12 protein-coding genes are annotated in these 19794 nt (G+C 70.7%); 7 read left to right on the top strand and 5 right to left on the bottom strand.

Features of this window, described 5'->3' with window-relative positions; genetic code table 11:
- Positions 1-30 precede the first annotated feature (30 nt).
- Positions 31-2949, top strand: coding sequence for an FAD-binding and (Fe-S)-binding domain-containing protein (locus ACZ6ZP_RS15395; RefSeq protein ID WP_469407055.1), 2919 nt, complete (start codon positions 31-33; stop codon positions 2947-2949).
- A 154-nt stretch (positions 2950-3103) separates the two neighbouring features.
- On the top strand, positions 3104-4573 hold the full coding sequence (locus tag ACZ6ZP_RS15390) for a Gfo/Idh/MocA family protein (RefSeq protein ID WP_469407054.1): 1470 nt from the start codon (positions 3104-3106) through the stop codon (positions 4571-4573).
- On the opposite strand, the gene ACZ6ZP_RS15385 is transcribed toward ACZ6ZP_RS15390, so the two are convergent.
- Positions 4512-5999, bottom strand: a complete 1488-nt coding sequence (locus tag ACZ6ZP_RS15385) for a cation:dicarboxylate symporter family transporter (RefSeq protein WP_469407053.1) — start codon at positions 5997-5999, stop codon at positions 4512-4514. The genes ACZ6ZP_RS15390 and ACZ6ZP_RS15385 overlap by 62 nt on opposite strands.
- A 265-nt stretch (positions 6000-6264) precedes the next feature.
- A complete protein-coding gene (locus ACZ6ZP_RS15380; protein ID WP_351156298.1) occupies positions 6265-7005 on the bottom strand; it encodes a L,D-transpeptidase family protein in 741 nt (246 codons plus the stop codon).
- A 290-nt stretch (positions 7006-7295) separates the two neighbouring features.
- Between ACZ6ZP_RS15380 and ACZ6ZP_RS15375 the strand changes: the two genes are divergently transcribed.
- From ACZ6ZP_RS15375 to vph, 3 genes are read left to right on the top strand one after another with little or no spacing between them, the layout of a single operon-like run.
- A complete protein-coding gene (locus tag ACZ6ZP_RS15375) occupies positions 7296-9137 on the top strand; it encodes an ABC transporter transmembrane domain-containing protein (protein ID WP_399972351.1) in 1842 nt (613 codons plus the stop codon).
- Entirely contained in the window at positions 9134-10915 is a 1782-nt protein-coding gene (locus tag ACZ6ZP_RS15370) for an ABC transporter ATP-binding protein (RefSeq protein WP_351156302.1), read from the top strand. Before ACZ6ZP_RS15375 ends, ACZ6ZP_RS15370 begins: the two co-directional genes overlap by 4 nt.
- Positions 10908-11819 carry a viomycin phosphotransferase gene (gene vph / locus ACZ6ZP_RS15365; protein ID WP_361464884.1) on the top strand — a complete coding sequence of 304 codons (912 nt, stop codon included), beginning with the start codon at positions 10908-10910 and terminating at the stop codon, positions 11817-11819. The genes ACZ6ZP_RS15370 and vph overlap by 8 nt, the downstream gene beginning before the upstream one ends.
- 47 nt (positions 11820-11866) lie before the next feature.
- Here the strand turns inward: vph and ACZ6ZP_RS15360 are convergent, their stop codons facing one another.
- Positions 11867-12661, bottom strand: a complete 795-nt coding sequence (locus ACZ6ZP_RS15360; RefSeq protein ID WP_351156307.1) for a metal-dependent hydrolase — start codon at positions 12659-12661, stop codon at positions 11867-11869.
- A 121-nt stretch (positions 12662-12782) separates the two neighbouring features.
- Here ACZ6ZP_RS15360 and ACZ6ZP_RS15355 point away from each other — a divergent pair, with 121 nt between their 5' ends.
- Positions 12783-15296 carry a DEAD/DEAH box helicase gene (locus ACZ6ZP_RS15355; RefSeq protein WP_366462583.1) on the top strand — a complete coding sequence of 838 codons (2514 nt, stop codon included), beginning with the start codon at positions 12783-12785 and terminating at the stop codon, positions 15294-15296.
- Between the two features lie 59 nt (positions 15297-15355).
- The gene (locus ACZ6ZP_RS15350; protein WP_351156313.1) at positions 15356-16261 is read left to right on the top strand and encodes an acyl-CoA thioesterase; all 906 of its coding nucleotides are present in this window, start codon (positions 15356-15358) and stop codon (positions 16259-16261) included.
- Positions 16262-16484: 223 nt separating this feature from the next.
- Here the strand turns inward: ACZ6ZP_RS15350 and ACZ6ZP_RS15345 are convergent, their stop codons facing one another.
- Both ACZ6ZP_RS15345 and ACZ6ZP_RS15340 read right to left on the bottom strand, forming a co-directional pair.
- Entirely contained in the window at positions 16485-17387 is a 903-nt protein-coding gene (locus ACZ6ZP_RS15345; protein WP_351156314.1) for an NADP-dependent oxidoreductase, read from the bottom strand.
- A gap of 72 nt (positions 17388-17459) precedes the next feature.
- Positions 17460-19730, bottom strand: a complete 2271-nt coding sequence (locus tag ACZ6ZP_RS15340; RefSeq protein ID WP_468616821.1) for an MMPL family transporter — start codon at positions 19728-19730, stop codon at positions 17460-17462.
- Positions 19731-19794: the final 64 nt, after the last annotated feature.

The following is a 19794-nucleotide window of genomic DNA, read 5'->3' as shown; positions in this document are numbered from 1 at the left end:
TCCGACCGTCCGACCCGCCGAGGAGAGCTCATGCCGTTGCTGGAGCCCACGCCGGAAGCCCTGCGTCCCGCCTCGCGCCCCGAGGGACCGGCGCACGACCGGGTGCCGGACCGGCGGGCCACGGGCACCCCCGAGCCGCTGCGCTCGGAGCTGTCCGCGCTGCTCGGCGCGGACAAGGTCCTGACGAAGATCTCCGACCTCGTGCGGTACGCCTCCGATGCCAGCCCCTACCGCTTCGTGCCCCAGGTGGTGGTCGTCGCCGAGGACATCGACGACATCTCCGCCGTCCTGTCGTACGCGCACGGCAGGATGCGCGAGGTCGTCTTCCGCGCGGCCGGCACCTCGCTCAACGGCCAGGCCCAGGGCGAGGACATCCTGGTAGACGTGCGCAGGCACTGGGCGGGCGTCGAGGTCATCGGGGACGGCGAGCGGGCGCGCATCGGCCCCGGCACGACCGTCCTGCGGGCCAATGCCACGCTCGCCCGGCACGGGCGCGTGCTCGGCCCCGACCCGGCGAGCGCCATCGCCTGCACGATCGGCGGGGTCGTCGCGAACAACGCGTCCGGAATGACGGCGGGCACCACCCGCAACTCGTACCGCACGGTGGCCTCGCTCACCTTCGTCCTGCCGACGGGCACGGTCGTCGACACAGCGGACCCGGACGCCGACGAGCAGCTGGCGCATGCCGAACCGGCGCTGTGCGAGGGCCTGCTGGCGATCAAGCGGGAGATCGAGGCGGACCAGGAGCTCACGTCCCGCATCCGCGCCAAGTACGAGATCAAGAACACGAACGGCTACCGCCTGGACGCGTTCCTGGACGGCTCGACGCCCGTGGAGATCCTGCGCGGCCTGATGGTCGGCTCCGAGGGCACCTTCGGCTTCATCTCCGAGGTCGTCTTCGACACGCTTCCGCTGGACCGGCAGGTGACCACGGGCCTGCTGTTCTTCCCGTCCCTGCCGGCCGCCGCGGCGGCCGTCCCGCTGTTCAACGCGGCGGGCGCGCTGGCCGTCGAGCTGATGGACGGCAACACGCTGCGTGCGTCGACCAGCGTCGCGGGGGTGCCCGCCGACTGGGCGCGGCTCCCGAAGTCGACGGCCGCGCTCCTGGTGGAGTTCCGCGCGCCGGACGAAGCGCGCCAGGAGGCGTACGAAGCGGCGGCCGCAAAGGTCGTCGAGGAGCTCGAACTCGTCACGCCGGTGGCCTCGGTGACCAACGCCTTCACCCGCGACCCGAAGGTGATCGGGGGCTACTGGAAGGCCCGCAAGGCGTTCGTGACGGCGGTGGGCGGCTCGCGCCCCTCCGGGACGACGCTGATCACCGAGGACTTCGCGGTGCCGCCCTCCCGGCTCGCCGACGCCTGCCAGGCCCTCCTTGAGCTCCAGACGCGGCACGGCTTCGACGCGGCCGTCGCGGGACATGCCGCGCACGGCAATCTGCACTTCCTGCTCGCCTTCGACGCGGGACTGACGGCGGACGTGGAGCGCTATGCCGCGTTCATGGACGACTTCTGCCGGCTGACCGTCGAGCGCTTCGACGGCTCGCTCAAGGCCGAGCACGCGACGGGCCGCAACATCGCCCCGTTCCTGGAGCTCGAATGGGGCCCGAAGGCCACGGCGTTGATGTGGCGCACCAAGCAGGTCATCGACCCGGACGGCGTGCTCGCGCCACGCATCGTCCTCGACCGCGATCCGAAGGCCCACCTGCGCGGCCTGAAGACGATCCCCAAGGTGGAGCTGATCGCGGACCCCTGCATCGAGTGCGGCTTCTGCGAACCGACTTGCCCCAGCGAGGACTTGACGACCACTCCGCGCCAGCGGATCGTGCTGCGCCGCGAGATGATGCGCCAAGCGCCCGGCTCGCCGGTCGAGGACGGCCTGGTCGAGGCGTACGGATACGACGCCGTGGACACCTGCGCCGGCGACTCGACCTGCAAGCTGGCCTGTCCGGTGGGCATCGACACGGGCGCTCTGATGAAGGACTTCCGGCACGCGCGGCACTCGCCGCGCGAGGAGAGGACGGCCGCCTTCACCGCCAAGAACTTCAAGGCGGTCGAGGCCGCGGCACGGCTCGCGGTGGGCGCCTCGAGCCGGATCAGCGACCGGCTCCTGACCACGGTGACGCGCGCCGCGCGCAAGGCCGTCCGCCCCGATCTGGTCCCCGAGTGGCTGCCGGACATCCCGGGAGCCGCCGCCCGCAAGCTGCCGCGCACCACGCGCGTGGGCGCGAGCGCCGTCTACTACCCGGCGTGCGTCAACCGCATCTTCGGGAGCCCCGGTGACCGCTCCCTGCCCGAGGCGGTGGTCGCCGTCTCCGCGCGCGCGGGACGGCCCGTCTGGATTCCGGACGACGTCGCGGGCACGTGCTGCGCGACGATCTGGCACTCCAAGGGGTACGACGAGGGCAACGCGGTGATGGCCAATCGCATCGTCGAGGCGGCCTGGGGCTGGACGGCGGGCGGCAGGCTGCCTCTGGTGGTGGACGCCTCGTCCTGCACGCTCGGCATCGCGCACGAGGTCGTGCCCTACCTGACCGCCGACAACCGGCAGTTGCACCGGGAACTGACCGTGGTCGACTCCCTGGTCTGGGCCGCGGACGAGCTGCTCCCCCACCTGACCGTGCACCGCACGGTCGGCTCCGCCGTCCTGCACCCCACCTGCTCGATGAGCCACCTCGGGGACGAGGCCCAGCTGCGCGCCGTCGCCGACGCCTGCGCGGACGAGGTGGTGGTCCCGGACGACGCGGGCTGCTGCGCCTTCGCCGGTGACCGCGGCATGCTGCACAAGGAGCTGACGGAGTCGGCCACCCGCAAGGAGGCGGCCGAGGTCACCGCCCGTCCCTTCGACGCGCATCTCTCGGCGAACCGCATGTGCGAGGTGGGCATGGACCACGCCACGGGCCGCTCCTATTACTCCGTGCTCCAGGAGCTGGAGCGCGCGACGCGTCCGTGAGCGCCACCCTGCCAAAGCTGCCGGACTCGACGCCCCGCTGACGGGGGCGCGAAATAAATCCAACTCCCTGGCCACTTCGGTCCCTTGCGCCACGCCCATCCCCCCATCAGGGTGGCATCCGTTCCAGCGCAGGCATCCAAGCCACGGAGGTCCGATGCACGACGAGCACGCGATACCGAACCCTGACGAGTCCGCGACCCCTGACGACTCCGCCGACGGCGCCTCCCGCCGTGCCGTGCTCCGCACCGCGGGCCTCGCCGGAGCCGGGCTCGGCCTCGGCGCCCTCACCGGCGGCACGGCCCACGCCGACGCCCCGCAGGGCGCGCCCACCGCGCCCGCCGCCGCGGCCTCGGCCGCCGATGCACCGCCCCGCAAGGGCAAGACCATGATCGGCGTACCGTTCGAGCGGCGTTCCACCGTGCGCGTCGGCATCGTCGGGCTCGGCAATCGCGGCGGCAGCATGATCGACCTCTTCCTGGCGATCCCGGGAGTGAAGGTCGTCGCGCTCTGCGACCCGGTCAAGGACAAGACCGCGGCCGCCGCGAAGAAGGTCACCGGGGCGGGCCAGCCCGCCCCGGCGACGTACACCAAGGGCGATCACGACTTCGAGAACCTGTGCAAGCGCGGGGACGTCGACTTCGTGTACGTGGCGACGCCCTGGGACTGGCACTTCGACATGGCCAAGACGGCGATGCTGAACGGCAAGCACGTCGGCGTGGAGTGTCCCGTCTCCCTCCAGCTCGACCAGCTCTGGGAACTGGTCGACCTCTCGGAGCGGACCCGCAGACACTGCATGCAGTTGGAGAACTGCTGTTACGGCAAGAACGAGATGCGCGTCCTGCGCATGGCGCACGCGGGCAAGTTCGGCGATCTGCTGCACGGGGCGGGCGCCTACAACCACGACCTGCGCGGCCTGATGTTCGACCCGGACTACTACGAAGGCCCGTGGCGGCGCCTGTGGCACACGCGGCTGCGCGGCGACCTCTACCCCAACCACGGCTTCGGCCCGGTCTCCAACTACATGGACATCAACCGCGGCGACCGCGTCACGCACATCTCCAGCTTCGGCACACCCGCCCTCGGTCTCGCCGAGTACCGCAAGGCACACATGCCCGCCGGCGACCCGAGCTGGAAAGAGACGTACATCGAGAGCGACCGGACCATCAGCCTGGTCCAGACGGCGAAGGGGCGGGTGATTCGCCTCGAACACGACGTTTCCACACCCCACCCGTACAGCCGCATCAACAGCCTCGGCGGCACCAAGGGCGTCTTCGAGGACTATCCCGAGCGCATCTACATCGAGCCGGACCACACGAACGACGAGTGGGGCGACTTCGGCAAGTACGCCGCGGACTTCGACCACTGGCTGTGGAAGGAGCACTCCAACCCGCCGGGCGGGCACGGCGGCATGGACTACATCATGATCTTCCGTCTGATGCAGACCATGCAGCTCGGCCTCGTGCCGGACTTCGACGTCTACGACGCCGCGGTCTGGACGTCGCCCGTCCCCCTGAGCCATCTGTCGATCAAGGCGAAGGGCGCGCCGCAGGCGATCCCGGACTTCACTCGCGGGCTGTGGAAGAAGGAGCGTCCGGGAGTGGACTCGGAGAAGCCGCAGGCGTAAGGGCCTCGGATGTAAGGGACTTGGGCCGTTCGGGCCCGGCGGTGCTCACGTCGGCACTGCCGGGCTCCTTCGCCGACTCGGCCGCGTCGGCCGACTCCGCCTGCTCCGCCGACTCCGCCTGCTCCGGCACGAAGGCGATCTCTCCGGAGAGGACCTTCTTGGCCCGCGCCGTGTCCAGCGCACCCTCCCAGCGCGAGACCACGAAGACGGCGACGCAGTTGCCGAGCAAATTCGTGGCGACGCGCATGGCGTCCATGATGCGGTCCACGCCGAGCAGCAGGGCGACCGCACCGGCCGGGATGACCCCGAGCGCGGAGGCGGTCGCGGACAGCGCGAGGAACGCCGAACCGGGCACGCCCGCCATGCCCTTGCTGGTCAGCATCAGGACCAGGACGACCGTGACCTGCTGGCCCAGGCTCAGGTCCACGCCCACGGCCTGCGCGATGAACAACGTACCGACGGAGAGGTAGATCGAGGCGCCGTCGAGGTTGAAGGAGTACCCCGTCGGCAGGACCAGGCCCACCGCGTCGTCGCGGCAGCCCGCCTGGCGCAGCTTCTGCATCATGCGCGGCATGACGGCCTCGCTGGAGGCCGTGCCGAGCGCGAGCAGCATCTCCTCGCGGGTGTAGCGGACGAACTTCCACAGGCTCAGGCCCGTCAGGACCTTCAGGGCGACGCCGAGCAGGACGAGGAAGATCAGGGCGACCGCGTAACAGACGCCGATGAGCTTGCCGTAGGTCGACAGGGCGCCGAGCCCGTACTCCCCCACCAGGTGCGCCGTCGCGCCGAAGACGGCGAGCGGCGCCAGCTTCATGATGAAGCCGACGATCGCGAAGACGATCTCCTGGCCCTGCTCGATGGCGGGCAGGATCGCGGGGACCTTCGTGTTGCCCAGGTGCAGCAGGGCCGCGCCCACCAGGCAGGACAGCACGAGGACTTGGAGCAGCGAGTTCTCGGCGAAGGCGCCGATCGCGCTGTCGGGCAGCGAGTGCAGGATGAACTCGCTGGTCGAGGGCAGTTCACCGCCGCCGGTCTTCTCGTCGACGGCCGAGGCGTCGAGAGTGGAGGGGGCGACGTTCATGCCGGTGCCGGGGCTGACGAGGTTCCCGGCGAGCAGGCCGACGACGAGGGCGACCGTGGTCGCGACCTCGAACCAGATGAGGGCCTTGACCCCGATGCGGCCGAAGGCCTTGAGGTCTCCGGCCTTGGTGATTCCGGCGACGACCACGCAGAAGACGAGCGGGGCGATCATCGCCTTGATCAGACGTACGAAGCCGTCGCCGAGCGGCTGGACGGCGGTGCCCACGTCGGGCCAGAGCCTTCCGACGAGGACTCCGAGCACCAGCGCGCAGGCGACCTGCGCGAACAGTGAGGTTCGCAATGTGCGTGCTACGCGTCGCGGTAGGGACGGTACGGACTGCGGCACGGGCACTCCTGTAGTGAGGCGTCAACTGACTTCTGCCATACGGAAATTTCTTTCCGCGAGGCGTCACTATGGCGGAGTGCCTGCTTCCGCAAAAGACCTCCAGATCACATCGACGTAAATCTTGGATCTTGCTCCAAATCGCAAGAAGGCAGCGCGGATCCCAACAGCGCAGCCCGGTACACCGTGCCGGGTGCCTGCTCGATGGCTGTCGTGTGGGGAGCCGTGTGCGTGTGGGAGCCGCGTACGCGTGGAGAGCCGCGCCGGGCTAGTTCTTCAAGTTCGCCTTGTCGCCCATCACCACGACCGGGTGCTGCTTCGGGTCGAGGTTCTTGAGCAGATACTCCATGCCCGGCTTCGGCAGGCTCACGCAGCCCGACGTGCCGCTGCCGTGGTCCATGTGCAGCCAGATGCTGCCGCCCTTGGACTGGCCCTGGGGGCGCGTCGGGTCGTTGGGCGGGGTGCCCTTGGCGCGGTTGTAGTCGATGGCGATGACGTAGTCGAAGTCGTGCCAGTGCGTCTTGGGCCAGTAGTGCGGGGCCTGCATCGACTCACTCTGCGTGTACGGCAGTTCGGCGCCGGGATCGGCGAGGACACCGCCCGCGTCGGTGAGCGTGAAGACGCCGACCGGGCTGCGCTTGTCGTTCTCGCGGTGGTCGGTGGTCCAGCCCTTCTTGCCGTTGTGCGCGTCCCAGCCGCGGGTCTTGTCCCACGTCGATCCGGACTTCGTGTACAGGGCGACGGTGGACTTCGCCGAGTCCTCGCCCTCTCCGTAGACCGCCACGACCTGCCGGGAGTTCTTGGGGATCTTGCTCTGGAGGCCGTCGCCCACGTCGGGGATGCGCTTGAGGTCGGTCGTCGCCGGCGCCTCGGCCTTCTTCGCCCGGCCCGCGCCCTCGTCGTTCTTCGCTCCGGCCTTCGCCCCGTCGTCCGAACTGCCACAGGACGTCAGAAGAACACCGCAGGCCGCGACTGCGGCCACCGCTCGCACCGCACCGGCTATACGCATCCGTCCATGGTCGCACCCGGTTCACGTGAGCCGCCCCGGCACCCGGCCCCGGGCGGAGAAGGGGCCGAATCTTTACTTCCCGACGGAAAATCGTTTGCTTCGCGCCACCGTCCGAGGCGAACCTTTCACGGCCTGTTACCGCAGCTTGTCCCCCTCTTGCTCGTCATTTCTTGCTTGTTGCTTCCGCCCGTTCACCCCGTTCACCACCGTCCGTTCACCACCGTCCGTTCACGCCGGCGCGCTCCGCCGAACCGACGGTCCGTCGCTCCGACCCTGGGACGTCACACGTCATGCAGATTCGCGATCTTCCGTTCACCGACCCGGGCATGCCGGATGCCCGCTCGGGCCCTCACTTCCTGCGCTGGCTCGGGCGGAACCAGCTCGGCGGCCAGCTGAAATCGCTCGCCTGGGGCCTGCTGCACTTCGGCTCCATCGCGGTACTCCCCTACCTCGTCGGCCTCTCCGTACAGGCCGTGATCGACCGCTCCGGGGAACGGCTCGCCGTGGCGGGCGCGGCGATGGCGCTGTGCGGCATCGCCATCGCGCTGGGCGACACCATGCTGCACCGCACGGCGGTCACCAACTGGATCACCGCTGCCGCCCGCGTCCAGCAGCTGCTGGCCCGCAAGACCGCGCAGCTCGGCTCGGCCCTCACGCGGCGCGTCGCCGCCGGTGAGGTGGTCGCGGTCTCCACCGGTGACGTCGAGAAGATCGGCTGGTTCGTCGAGGCGGCCTCGCGGTTCGCGGCGGCCGCGCTCACGGTCGTTCTCGTCTGCGTGGGGCTCGTCGTCTACCAGCCCGCTCTCGGCGTCGTCGTCGCGGTGGGAGTTCCGGTACTGGCGCTGGCGGTTCTTCCGCTGCTGCCGCGCGCCACCCGGCGTGCCGACCACCAGCGGGAGAAGGCCGGGCGTGCGACCGAACTCGCCTCGGACACCGTGGCGGGCCTGCGGGTGCTGCGTGGCATCGGCGGCGAGGAACTCTTCCTCGACCGCTACCGCAGTGCCTCGCAGGAGGTGCGTACGGCCGCCGTGCGCAGCGCCCGGATGTGGGCGGTGATCTCGGCGGTCCAGGTGCTGCTGCCGGGACTGCTGCTGATCGCGGTCGTCTGGCACGGCGTGAACCTGGCCCGCGAGGGCCGGATCACCGTCGGCGAGCTGGTGACCGTCTACAGCGCGGTCACGATGCTGACCTACCCGCTGCGGCACTTCGAGGAGATCGCGATGGCCTACAGCTTCTCGCGCCCCTCGGCCAAGCGCGCCGCCCGGGTGCTCTCGCTCCAGCGCACGACGCATGTCGGGGGTGACCTCGGAGGTCACGTCGGGGGTGACGAACGGCGTGCCCCCGTGGAGACGCCCGCCGGTGATCTCTACGACCCGGTCACCGGGCTCCTTGCCCCCTCGGGCCGTCTGACCGCCGTCGTGTGCGGCGACCCGGACGAGGCGGGGCGGCTCGCCGAACGCCTCGGCGGGCACGCGGCGTTCGACGACGCGGAGGAGCTGCCGTCCGTGCTGCTCGGCGGGGTGCCGCTCGACGAGGTACCGCTGGCCACCGCCCGTACCGCCGTCCTCGTACAGGACAAGGACCCGGTGCTGCTCTCCGGCACGCTGCGCGGGCTCCTCGACGTACCCGCGTCGGGAGCGGTGAGCGCCGACGACGCCCTGGAGGCCGCGCAGTGCGCGGACGTCCTGGACGCCTTGGCGCAGGCCTCGGTGGACGAGGCCCCGATGGACGCCCATGTCACCGAGCGCGGGCGCTCCCTGTCGGGCGGGCAGCGCCAACGGCTCGCGCTGGCACGCTCGTTGGTCACCGACCCCGACGTCCTCGTGCTCGACGAGCCGACGTCCGCCGTCGACTCGCACACCGAGGCGCGGATCGCCGAGGGCATCAAGGGTCTGCGCAAGGGACGTACGACCGTGGTCCTCACGTCGTCGCCGCTTCTCCTCGACCGGGCCGAGCGCGTGGTCTTCCTCCACGAGGGCGAGGTCGTGGCGGTGGGCGAGCACCGCGAACTGGTGCACAGCGAACCGCGCTACCGGGCGGTGGTGACGCGTGAGACGGACGAGGAACAGGCGCCGCAGACACCGACCGACATCAGATCCGACATCCACATCGACATCGAGGAGACGGCATGATCGGCCTGGCGCCACCGGAGTACGACCCGGCGGCCCCGACCACCGCGGACACCCTGCCCGTGGGCGCGCCCGCGACGGTGGGAGCCTACGTACGCGAGCTGGTCAAGCGGCACCGCCGGGCCTTCGCCCTGCTCATCACGGTCAACACCTGCGCCGTGATCGCCTCGATGGCCGGCCCCTACCTCCTCGGCGATCTGGTCGAGAACGTCTCGGACAGCGCCCGCGACCTCCATCTGGGACGCACCATCGGGCTCTTCACCGTCGCCCTGGTCGTGCAGGCCTTCTTCGTCCACCAGGTGCGGCTGCGCGGCGCGATGCTCGGTGAGAGGATGCTGGCCGATCTGCGCGAGGACTTCCTCGTCCGGTCGGTCGGGCTGCCACCGGGCGTGCTCGAACGGGCCGGGACGGGCGATCTGCTGTCGCGGATCACCACGGACGTCGACCGGCTGGCGAACGCCATGCGGGAGGCTGTGCCGCAGCTCGCGATCGGCGTCGTGTGGGCCACGCTCCTGGTCGGCGGTCTCGCCGTGACCGCGCCGCCGCTGGCGCCCGCTCTCCTCATCGCGGTGCCGCTCCTGGTCGTCGGCTGCCGCTGGTACTTCAAGCGGGCGCCCTCCGCCTACCGTTCGGAGGCCGCGGGGTACGCCGCCGTCGCCGCGGCACTCGCCGAGACCATCGACGCGGGCCGCACGGTGGAGGCGCACCGGCTCGGGCAGCGGCGCGTGGACCTGTCCGAGCGCCGCATCAAGGAATGGACGGCGTGGGAACGGCACACGTTGTACCTCCGCTCGGTCCTCTTCCCGGTGATCACGTTCACCCACACGATCGTGCTCTGCTCCGTCCTGATGATCGGCGGCGTGTTCGTCCTCCAGGGCTGGATCGGCGTCGGCCAGCTGGCCACCGGCGCCCTGATCGCGCAGATGCTCGTCGATCCGCTGGGGATCATCCTGCGCTGGTACGACGAGCTACAGGTAGCCCAGGTCTCGCTGGCCCGCCTGGTGGGCGTGCGGGACATCGAACCGGACGCGGGCGACGGCTCCGTCACGCCGGAGGGACGCCATGTCCTCGCCGACGACGTGCACTTCGGCTACCGCGCGGGCGTCGACGTCCTGCGGGAGGTGTCACTCGCCGTCGAGCCCGGTTCGCGCGTCGCCCTGGTCGGCCCGTCCGGCGCGGGCAAGTCCACCCTCGGCAGGCTGCTCGCCGGGATCTACGCACCGCGCGACGGCCACGTGACGCTGGGCGGGGCGGAGCTGTCGGCCATGCCCGCGGAGGAGGTCCGCTCCCACGTGGCGCTGGTCAACCAGGAGCACCACGTCTTCGTGGGCTCCCTGCGCGACAACCTCCTCCTCGCCAGGACCGGGGCGCGGGACGCCGACCTGTGGGCGGCGCTCGGCGCGGTCGACGCGGACGGCTGGGCAGAGGCTCTGGGCGAAGGCCTGGACACCGAGGTGGGCTCGGGCGGGTTCGCCCTCACCCCGGCGCAGGCCCAGCAGATCGCCCTTGCCCGTCTGGTCCTCGCCGACCCGCACACGCTGGTCCTCGACGAGGCGACGTCCCTCCTCGACCCGCGCGCGGCACGCCACCTGGAACGCTCCCTCGCCCGCGTCCTGGACGGCCGCACGGTCGTGGCCATCGCCCACCGGCTGCACACCGCGCACGACGCGGACGTCATCGCGGTGGTCGAGAAGGGCCGGATCAGCGAGCTGGGCAGCCATGACGAGCTGGTGGGTGCGGGCGGTGCGTACGCGGCCCTGTGGCGGTCCTGGCATGGATAGTCCGCCACCGGCAGCGGGCCTTGGCCCTGCGGGCTTCGATCCCCGCGTATCGCATCGGGCCCTGCTCGGCCGCCTGCTGCCGGGGGACGAGGTGGCCGAACTGCCCCTGGTGCAGGGGCAGTTCCACCATGTGGTGATCGGCTCGGACCGTGTGGTGCGCTTCGCCCGCACCGAGGCGGCAGCCGCGCGGCTGACCACGCGGGCGACCGCGCTGCGCGCGCTGGCCGGACTCGGCCTCGGCTTCCGCACACCCGAGCCCCTGCTGGCCGGCGGCGCTCACGGCACGGACGAGCCGCCGTACCTGGTGCTCAGCCGTGTCCCCGGAGCACCGCTGGCCGACGGCGTGCTCGACCACCCCGAGGTGGCCGATTCGGTGGCGGCGCAGTACGCCACGCTGCTGACCGCCCTCGCGCGGGCGGGCGCCGACGAGAGGGCTCGGGGTGCGCTGCCGCGTGCGCCCGAGGGCGAGTGGCGGAGGTTCGCCGCGGATGTCCGCGCGGAGCTGTTCGGCCTCATGTCCGGCGCCGGGCGGCTGCGCGCGGAGCGGCAGCTCGCGGCGCTCGACGGCCTCCCCCACCTCACCGGGGCGCTGGTGCACGGTGACCTCGGCGGGGAGAACGTGCTGTGGGACGACGTTGGAGGACGACCGCGGCTCAGCGGAGTGGTCGACTGGGACGAGGCCGCGCTCGGCGATCCGGCGGAGGATCTCGCGGCCATCGACGCCGACTACGGCGAGGAGCTGCTGGACCGGGTGCTCGCGCTGGGCGGCTGGTCGCGGGCGGACACCGGGGTAGGCGCACGCGCCGCCACGATCCGCGGCACCTTCGCCCTGCAGCAGGCGCTGGCCGCGTACCGCGACGGCGACGCGGAGGAGCTGGCGGACGGACTTGCGGGGTACGTGTAGGGGGCAGAGCCCCTCCGTCGGATGCTCACGTGTCCCCGCCCATCCCCTCAGATGAAGTTGAGCGCGGCAGCGCCGCCCACTCCCCCGAGCAGCATGAAGGCCGGCATAAGGACCTTCAGCTCGATCCAGCTGCCCGCCCGGAACCGCATCGGCTTCGGCGGTCCGATGGGGTACCAGCGCTTGCGGCCGATGGGGATGGGCCACAGGATCGGGCAGCCGGAGACCGTGAGCGCGTCCCCGATGTCGTGCACCAGGGCGCCGAGCACGATCGGCAGGCCCAGCCACAGGTACTCCTGGCCCGGCGCGGTGAACAGCCAGTCCGCGCCGTTGCCGGGCTTGTCCAGGACTCCGGCGAGGATCCAGGCGCTCGTCGCGGCGAGCAGCCACACCAGGACATCGCTGCTCGACCCGCGCGACGCCCGCCACAGCAGGCCTTCGATGGCGAGCACCATGTGGACGAAGAGCAGCGCGAGCACCGCCCAGCGGCCCCCGAAGATGGCCAGGGCGGAGGCGCCCGCCCCGATGAGGACCGCCCACAGCCAGGTGTGCGTGAGGGTGCGGTGCCCGCCGGCCCGGCGCGGGTCGCCCTGCTTGCGCGTCGCCTTGTAGACGGCGGCCGAGAGCTTGTCGACGATCTCGCACAGGCCCCGGGAGACCGGCCCGAAGGCCCGCGAGATGGTCGCCGACTTGTGGTCGAGGTCGGGTGCGAGCGCGGCTCCGGCGCAGATCAAGGCTCCGACGAGGAGAACCGGCCAGGGCATCGTGTGCCCCGCCGCCGCCGCGGCCGCTCCGACGCCGAGCCAGGCCGCCGCCCCCGACAGTGAGTGTGCCGGACCCATCATGGCTGTTCCCCGCCTCATTTCCGTTGTACTGACGCCCCGTTGGCGACACAGCGTAGCGTTCGTGATCTTCGTACGGACCGCCGGTTCCCTCATCGGGTGAGAAGGAAGGCAAGATGGGGGTGTGACACTTATTGATCAGCTGCCGCCGGATGCCGACCCCGATGCCCTCTTCGAAGCCTTCTCCTCATGGGCCGAGGACACGGGGATCACTCTCTATCCGGCTCAGGAGGAGGCGCTGATCGAGGTGGTCTCCGGAGCCAACGTGATCTTGTCCACGCCGACCGGCTCCGGAAAGAGCCTGGTCGCGGCAGGTGCGCACTTCACTGCGCTGGCCCAGGACAAGGTCACCTTCTACACGGCTCCGATCAAGGCGCTGGTGTCGGAGAAGTTCTTCGACCTGTGCAAGCTCTTCGGCACCGAGAACGTCGGCATGCTGACCGGTGACGCGTCCGTGAACTCCGACGCCCCCGTCATCTGCTGCACGGCCGAGGTCCTCGCGTCGATCGCGCTGCGGGACGGCAAGAACGCCGACATCGGCCAGGTCGTGATGGACGAGTTCCACTTCTATGCCGAGGGCGACCGCGGCTGGGCCTGGCAGATCCCGATCCTCGAACTTCCGCAGGCGCAGTTCATCCTCATGTCCGCCACGCTCGGCGACGTCTCGATGTTCGAGAAGGACCTGACGCGCCGCACGGGACGCCCCACCTCCGTGGTCCGCTCCGCGACCCGCCCCGTGCCCCTCTCGTACGAGTACCGCCTGACGCCCATCACGGAGACGCTCACCGAGCTCCTGGAGACCAAGCAGGCGCCGGTCTACATCGTCCACTTCACGCAGGCACAGGCCGTCGAGCGCGCGCAGTCGCTGATGAGCATCAACATGTGCACGCGCGAGGAGAAGGACAAGATCGCCGACCTGATCGGCGGCTTCCGCTTCACCACCAAGTTCGGCCGCAACCTCTCGCGGTACGTGCGCCACGGGATCGGCGTGCACCACGCGGGCATGCTGCCCAAGTACCGGCGCCTCGTCGAGAAGCTGGCGCAGGCCGGTCTCCTGAAGGTCATCTGCGGCACGGACACCCTCGGCGTCGGCGTCAACGTCCCGATCCGTACGGTGCTGTTCACCGCCCTCACCAAGTACGACGGCACGCGCGTGCGGACACTGCGCGCCCGGGAGTTCCACCAGATCGCGGGCCGCGCGGGACGCGCGGGGTTCGACACGGCGGGCCTGGTCGTGGCCCAGGCGCCCGAGCACGTCATCGAGAACGAGAAGGCGCTCAACAAGGCGGGCGACGACCCCAAGAAGCGCCGCAAGGTGGTGCGCAAGAAGGCGCCAGAAGGCTTCGTGGGATGGACCGAGGAGGGGTTCGAGAAGCTCATCAACGCCGAGCCCGAGCCGCTGACCTCCCGCTTCCGCGTCACGCACACCATGCTCCTCGCGGTGATCGCGCGTCCGGGCAATGCCTTCGAGGCGATGCGTCACCTGCTTGAGGACAACCACGAGCCGCGCAAGCAGCAGCTGCGGCACATTCGCCGCGCCATCGCCATCTACCGCTCGCTGCTCGACGGCGGCGTGGTGGAGAAGCTCGACGAGCCGGACGCCTCGGGCCGCATCGTGCGTCTGACGGTCGACCTCCAGCAGGACTTCGCGCTCAACCAGCCGCTGTCGACGTTCGCCCTCGCCGCCTTCGAGCTGCTCGACCCGGAGTCCCCTTCGTACGCCCTCGACATGGTGTCCGTCGTCGAGTCCACGCTCGACGACCCGCGCCAGATCCTGGCCGCCCAGCAGAACAAGGCGCGCGGCGAGGCCGTTGCCCTGATGAAGGCGGACGGCGTCGAGTACGAGGACCGCATGGAGCGGCTCCAGGACATCACGTACCCGAAGCCGATGGAGGAGCTCCTCTTCCACGCGTACAACACCTACAAGACGAGCCACCCGTGGGTCGGCGACCACCCGCTCTCCCCCAAGTCCGTGATCCGCGACATGTACGAACGGGCGCTGACCTTCACGGAGTTCACCTCCTTCTACGAACTCGCCCGCACCGAGGGCATCGTCCTTCGCTACCTGGCGAGCGCGTACAAGGCGCTCGAGCACACCATCCCGGACGACCTGAAGTCCGAGGACCTGGAGGACCTCATCGCCTGGCTCGGCGAGATGGTCCGTCAGGTCGACTCCAGCCTCCTGGACGAGTGGGAGCAGCTCGCCAACCCCGAGGTCATGACCGCCGAGGAAGCCCAGGAGCGCGCCGACCAGGTCAAGCCGGTCACCACCAACCACCGCGCCTTCCGCGTCCTGGTCCGCAACGCGCTCTTCCGCCGCGTCGAGCTCGCCGCCCTCGACCACGTCGACGAGCTGGGCGAACTGGACGCCGATTCCGGCTGGGACGCGGACGCGTGGGGCGCGGCCATGGACAAGTACTGGGACGAGTACGACGATCTCGGCACCGGTCCCGACGCCCGTGGCCCCAAGCTGCTGCTCATCGAGGAGGACCCGGAGCACGGTCTGTGGCGCGTCCGGCAGACGTTCGCCGACCCGAACGGCGACCATGACTGGGGTATCAGCGCGGAGGTCGATCTCGCGGCCTCCGACGAGGAAGGCCTCGCCGTCGTCCGGGTCACCGACGTCGGCCAGCTCTGACCTCTGACGCCGACACCGAGCGCACCGAGCTTCCCCCGGACAGGAGTCGAGGAACCGCCATGAACAATCCCGCCGACCGTCTTGTCGACCTGCTGGACCTGGAGCAGATCGAGCTCAACATCTTCCGTGGCCGCAGCCCTGAGGAGTCCCTTCAGCGGGTGTTCGGCGGGCAGGTCGCCGGGCAGGCCCTGGTGGCGGCCGGGCGCACCACCGAGGGCGAGCGCCCTGTGCACTCGCTGCACGCTTACTTCCTGCGGCCCGGCCGTCCGGGCGTGCCGATCGTGTACCAGGTCGAGCGGGTGCGGGACGGGCGTTCGTTCACCACGCGCCGGGTCACCGCGGTCCAGCAGGGCCGCACCATCTTCAACCTCACCGCTTCCTTCCACCAGCCCGAGGAAGGCGCGTTCGAGCACCAGCTGCCGCCGCGCATCACGGCCCCCGACCCCGAGTCGCTGCCGACGGTCGCCCAGGAGATCACCGAGCACCTGGGCGAGCTCCCCGAGGCTCTTGAGCGCATGGCCAGACGCCAGCCCTTCGACATCCGCTACGTGGACCGGCTGCGCTGGACGCCCGAGGAGATCAAGGACGCCGAGCCGCGCAGCGCGGTGTGGATGCGCGCGGTCGGCCCGCTCGGCGACGATCCCCTCGTCCACACCTGCGCGCTGACGTACGCGAGCGACATGACGCTCCTGGACGCCGTGCGCATCCCGGTGGAACCGCTGTGGGGTCCACGCGGCTTCGACATGGCCTCGCTGGACCACGCCATGTGGTTCCACCGTCCCTTCCGCGCGGACGAGTGGTTCCTCTACGACCAGGAGTCCCCGATCGCCACGGGCGGCCGCGGTCTGGCGCGCGGCCGTATCTACGACATTGAGGGCAGGCTGCTGGTCTCGGTCGTACAGGAGGGGCTCTTCCGGGCCTATGGGGAGCGGCACATGGACGGGCGCCCGTCGACTGGGGCGTGAGCGAGGGGGTCGTGAGCGGCGGGTCCGTGAGCGGCGGGCCGGGAGCGAGGGGTTCGTGAGCGGCGGGCCGTGAGCGAGGGGTTCGTGAGCGGCGGGCCGTGAGCGGCAAGGATCGTCGAGCGAGGAGGCGGGCCGGGAGCGACGGGGTCTCGTGGTCCCGTCGGCCCGGCCAGCCTTGTCAGCCTCGCCAGTCCCGCCAGCCTCGCCAGTCCGGCCAGTCCCGTCAGCCGACCAGCAGCACGAGCTTCCCTCGCGCCTGACCGTCCTCCATGACGCGGTGCGCCTTCGCGACCTCGGCGAGCGGGAAGGTCCGCGCGACCGGGAGCGAGAAGCGCCCGGCCTCGATCAGCCCGCCGACATCGGCGAGCGCGTGCAGCGCGCGGCCGTCGTCCCCGCGGCTGAACGTCACCCCGTACTGCTGCGCACCGGCGAAATCGGCGATCGTCACCACGTGCTCCGGGCCGCCCGCGAGGCCGATGAGGTCGGGCAGGACACCGCTCCCGGCGACGTCGAGCGCCCTGTCGACGCCCTTGGGCGCGAGCGCACGCACCCGCTCGACGAGACCCTCTCCGTAGGCGACGGGCTCGGCTCCCAGGGAGCGGAGGTAGTCGTGGTTCGCGGGACTCGCCGTGCCGATCACGCGCGCACCCCGCACCACGGCGAGCTGGACCACGGCGCTGCCCACGCTTCCGGAGGCTCCGCTGACGAGCAGCGTGCTGCCGCTCTGGACGCCGAGCCGGTCGAGGGCGCGCGTGGCCGTTTCGACGGCGGCCGGCAGCCCGGCCGCGCCGGCGAAGTCGAGGGAGGGCGGGATCGGCGCGTAGTGGGACAGCACCACCAGCTCGGCCTGGGCCGCTTCCGTGGCGGAGAAGCCGAACACGCGATCGCCGACGGCCACGTCCGCGACGCCCTCGCCGAGTTCGTCGACCACGCCCGCCGCCTCGTGGCCCATGGTCTGCGGAAGCTCCTGATCCATCAGGCCCCTGCGCTTCTTCCCGTCGCTCGGATTGACGCCGGCCGCGCGCACCGCGATCCGGATCTGTCCGGGCCCCGGATGCGGGTCGGGGAGATCCACGACCTCAAGGACCTCCGGGCCCCCGAAGTGCTCGAAACGGGCCGCCTTCATGGTTCACTCCGATCTCGGCAGTCTCCTGGCTCACCATCGCCGCTCGCGGCCCACTGCCCGTGAGCGATTGTGTCAGCCCGGCTTCCTGACCGGGCGCGCCTGCTCGCCCTCGCTCTCGCCCTCGGCGTCGATGTGCGGGAGCAGCCGGTCCATCCAACGAGGCGCCCACCAGGCCGACTTGCCCAAGAGGGTCATGACCGCGGGCACCAGCAGCAGGCGGACCACGGTGGCGTCGATGAGGACGCTGGCGGCGAGGCCCAGCCCCAGCATCTTCACGACGATGTTGTCGCTGAGGATGAACGCGGCGAAGACACTCACCATGATCAGTGCGGCGCAGGTGATCACGCGTGCGGTGATCTCCAGTGCGTGGGCGACGCTCGCTCTGGCATCCCGGGTGCGCAACCAGGCCTCGTGGACCCGGGAGAGCAGGAAGATCTCGTAGTCCATGCTCAGTCCGAAGACGATCGCGAACATCATCATCGGTACGTAGCTCTCGATCGGCACCTTCCCCGAGACCCCGAGTGCGGGGCCGCCCCATCCCCACTGGAAGACGGCCACGACGACCCCGTACGAGGCGGCGATCGACAGCACGTTGAGCACCGCGGCCTTGACCGCGACGAGCAGCCCGCGGAACACGACCAGGATGACGAGGAAGGCCAGGGCCACGACCACCGCGATGATCAGTGGCAGCTTCTGGGAAACGATCTCCAGGAAGTCGGCCTGCGCGGCGGTCGTCCCGGTGACATACGTGCTCGCCTTCGTCCCGGAAACCGCTTGCGGCAGCACGTCGTCGCTCAGATTCTCGTGCAGGTCGGTGGTCCGCTCGTCCTGCGGAGCTGCCACAGAATAGGCCGTGGAGATCAGGACGTCGCCGTCCGACGTGGCCTGGAGCGGGGTGATCGCCGCCGCGTCGGGTACGCCGGTGAGCGCCTTCTGCGCCTGGCTGGCCAGCGCCGCCCTGTCCGACTGCGGCACCTCGCTCTGGTCGATGACCAGGGTCATCGGGCCGTTCGAACCGGGTCCGAAGGCGGACGACATCAGATCGAAGGCGCGCCGGTCGGTGAAGGACTTCGGGTCCGCCCCATCGCCGATGTGCCCGAGCTGGATGAAGAAGACCGGGACCGACAGGACGGCGAGCACGAGGGCCCCGCCAATGAAGAACCACCAGGGACGTCGCTCCACGCGCTGGGCGTAGCGGTGCCAGCCGCCCTGGGAGGCCGCGCCCGTCGTGGTGTCCGTCTCGGCGATCGGGGTCCGCACCCGGAGCTTGTCGATCCGCCGTCCGATCAGTCCCAGCAGCGCGGGCACCAGGGTCAGCGCGCCGAGCACCGCCGTGACGACGGTGACCGCGGCGGCCAGGCCCAGCTTGCCGATGAACGAGATCCCGGAGACCCACAGGCCGGACAGGGCGATGATCACCGTGCAGCCGGAGACGAGTACCGCCCGGCCGCTGGTCGCCGTCGCGTGTCCCGCCGCCGTGAACGGGTCCTGGCCCAGGAGATTCTGCCGGTGGCGGGTGACCAGGAAGAGGGCGTAGTCGATCCCGACGCCGATTCCAATCATCGTGGCCAACGTCGGGGAGACCGTGGCGAAGGTGAAGGCCGACGCGAGCAGGCCCAGGCAGGCCAGGCCGCAGACCACACTGATCAGTGCCGTCACCAGGGGCAGCAGCGCGGCCAGCACACTGCCGAAGCCGATCAGCAGGACCACGATCGCCACACCGAATCCGATGGCCTCGCTCGTCAGGTCGTTCGGCTCCGGCCGGGCCAGCTCGCCCAGCGGACCTCCGTACTCCACTTCGACACCGGCGGCACGCAGCGGCTGCACCGCCTTGTCGACGCCGTCCAGATAGCCGTCGCCGAGGGTGGAGGGCTGCACGTCGAAGCGGACGGTGATGTAGCCCGTCTTTCCGTCGGAGGACAGCGGCCCGAGGTTCGGCGTCCCGGCGGGCTGCTGCTGCGCGGGCAGCGGGCTCTGCGCGGACAGCACGTGGGGAAGCTTCTGCAGGCTGCTGACGGCCGAGCTCACCTGGTCGCTCTCGTCGCTGAGTGGCTTGTCGGCGTCGTGCAGGACGACCTGGGCGCTGTAACCGCCGGCTGCGGGCTCGTGTGTCTGAAGGACGTCGAGGCCCGCCTGCGACTGGGTGCCGGGCAGGGAGAAGTCGTCGGAGTACTCACCGCCGTAGGCGTGGTTCAGGACCTGCAGCCCGACCAGGGCGGCCAGCCACACCACGATGACGATCACGCAGTGACGGGCGCACCACTGCCCTGTCCGCCGGAGGCGACCCTGCTGTGAGGGTGAGTCGGTCGGCCGTGGCTCGTGCGGCCCATGTGGCACAGACATGCTCGCTCCCGGAGGCATCAGTCCTCTCGGATTCAACTCAACGGCAGCGCTGTCGGCACCCAGG

This window comes from Streptomyces sp. NPDC054047, from assembly GCF_055585065.1.
This window is presented reverse-complemented; position numbering and strand designations above follow the sequence as displayed.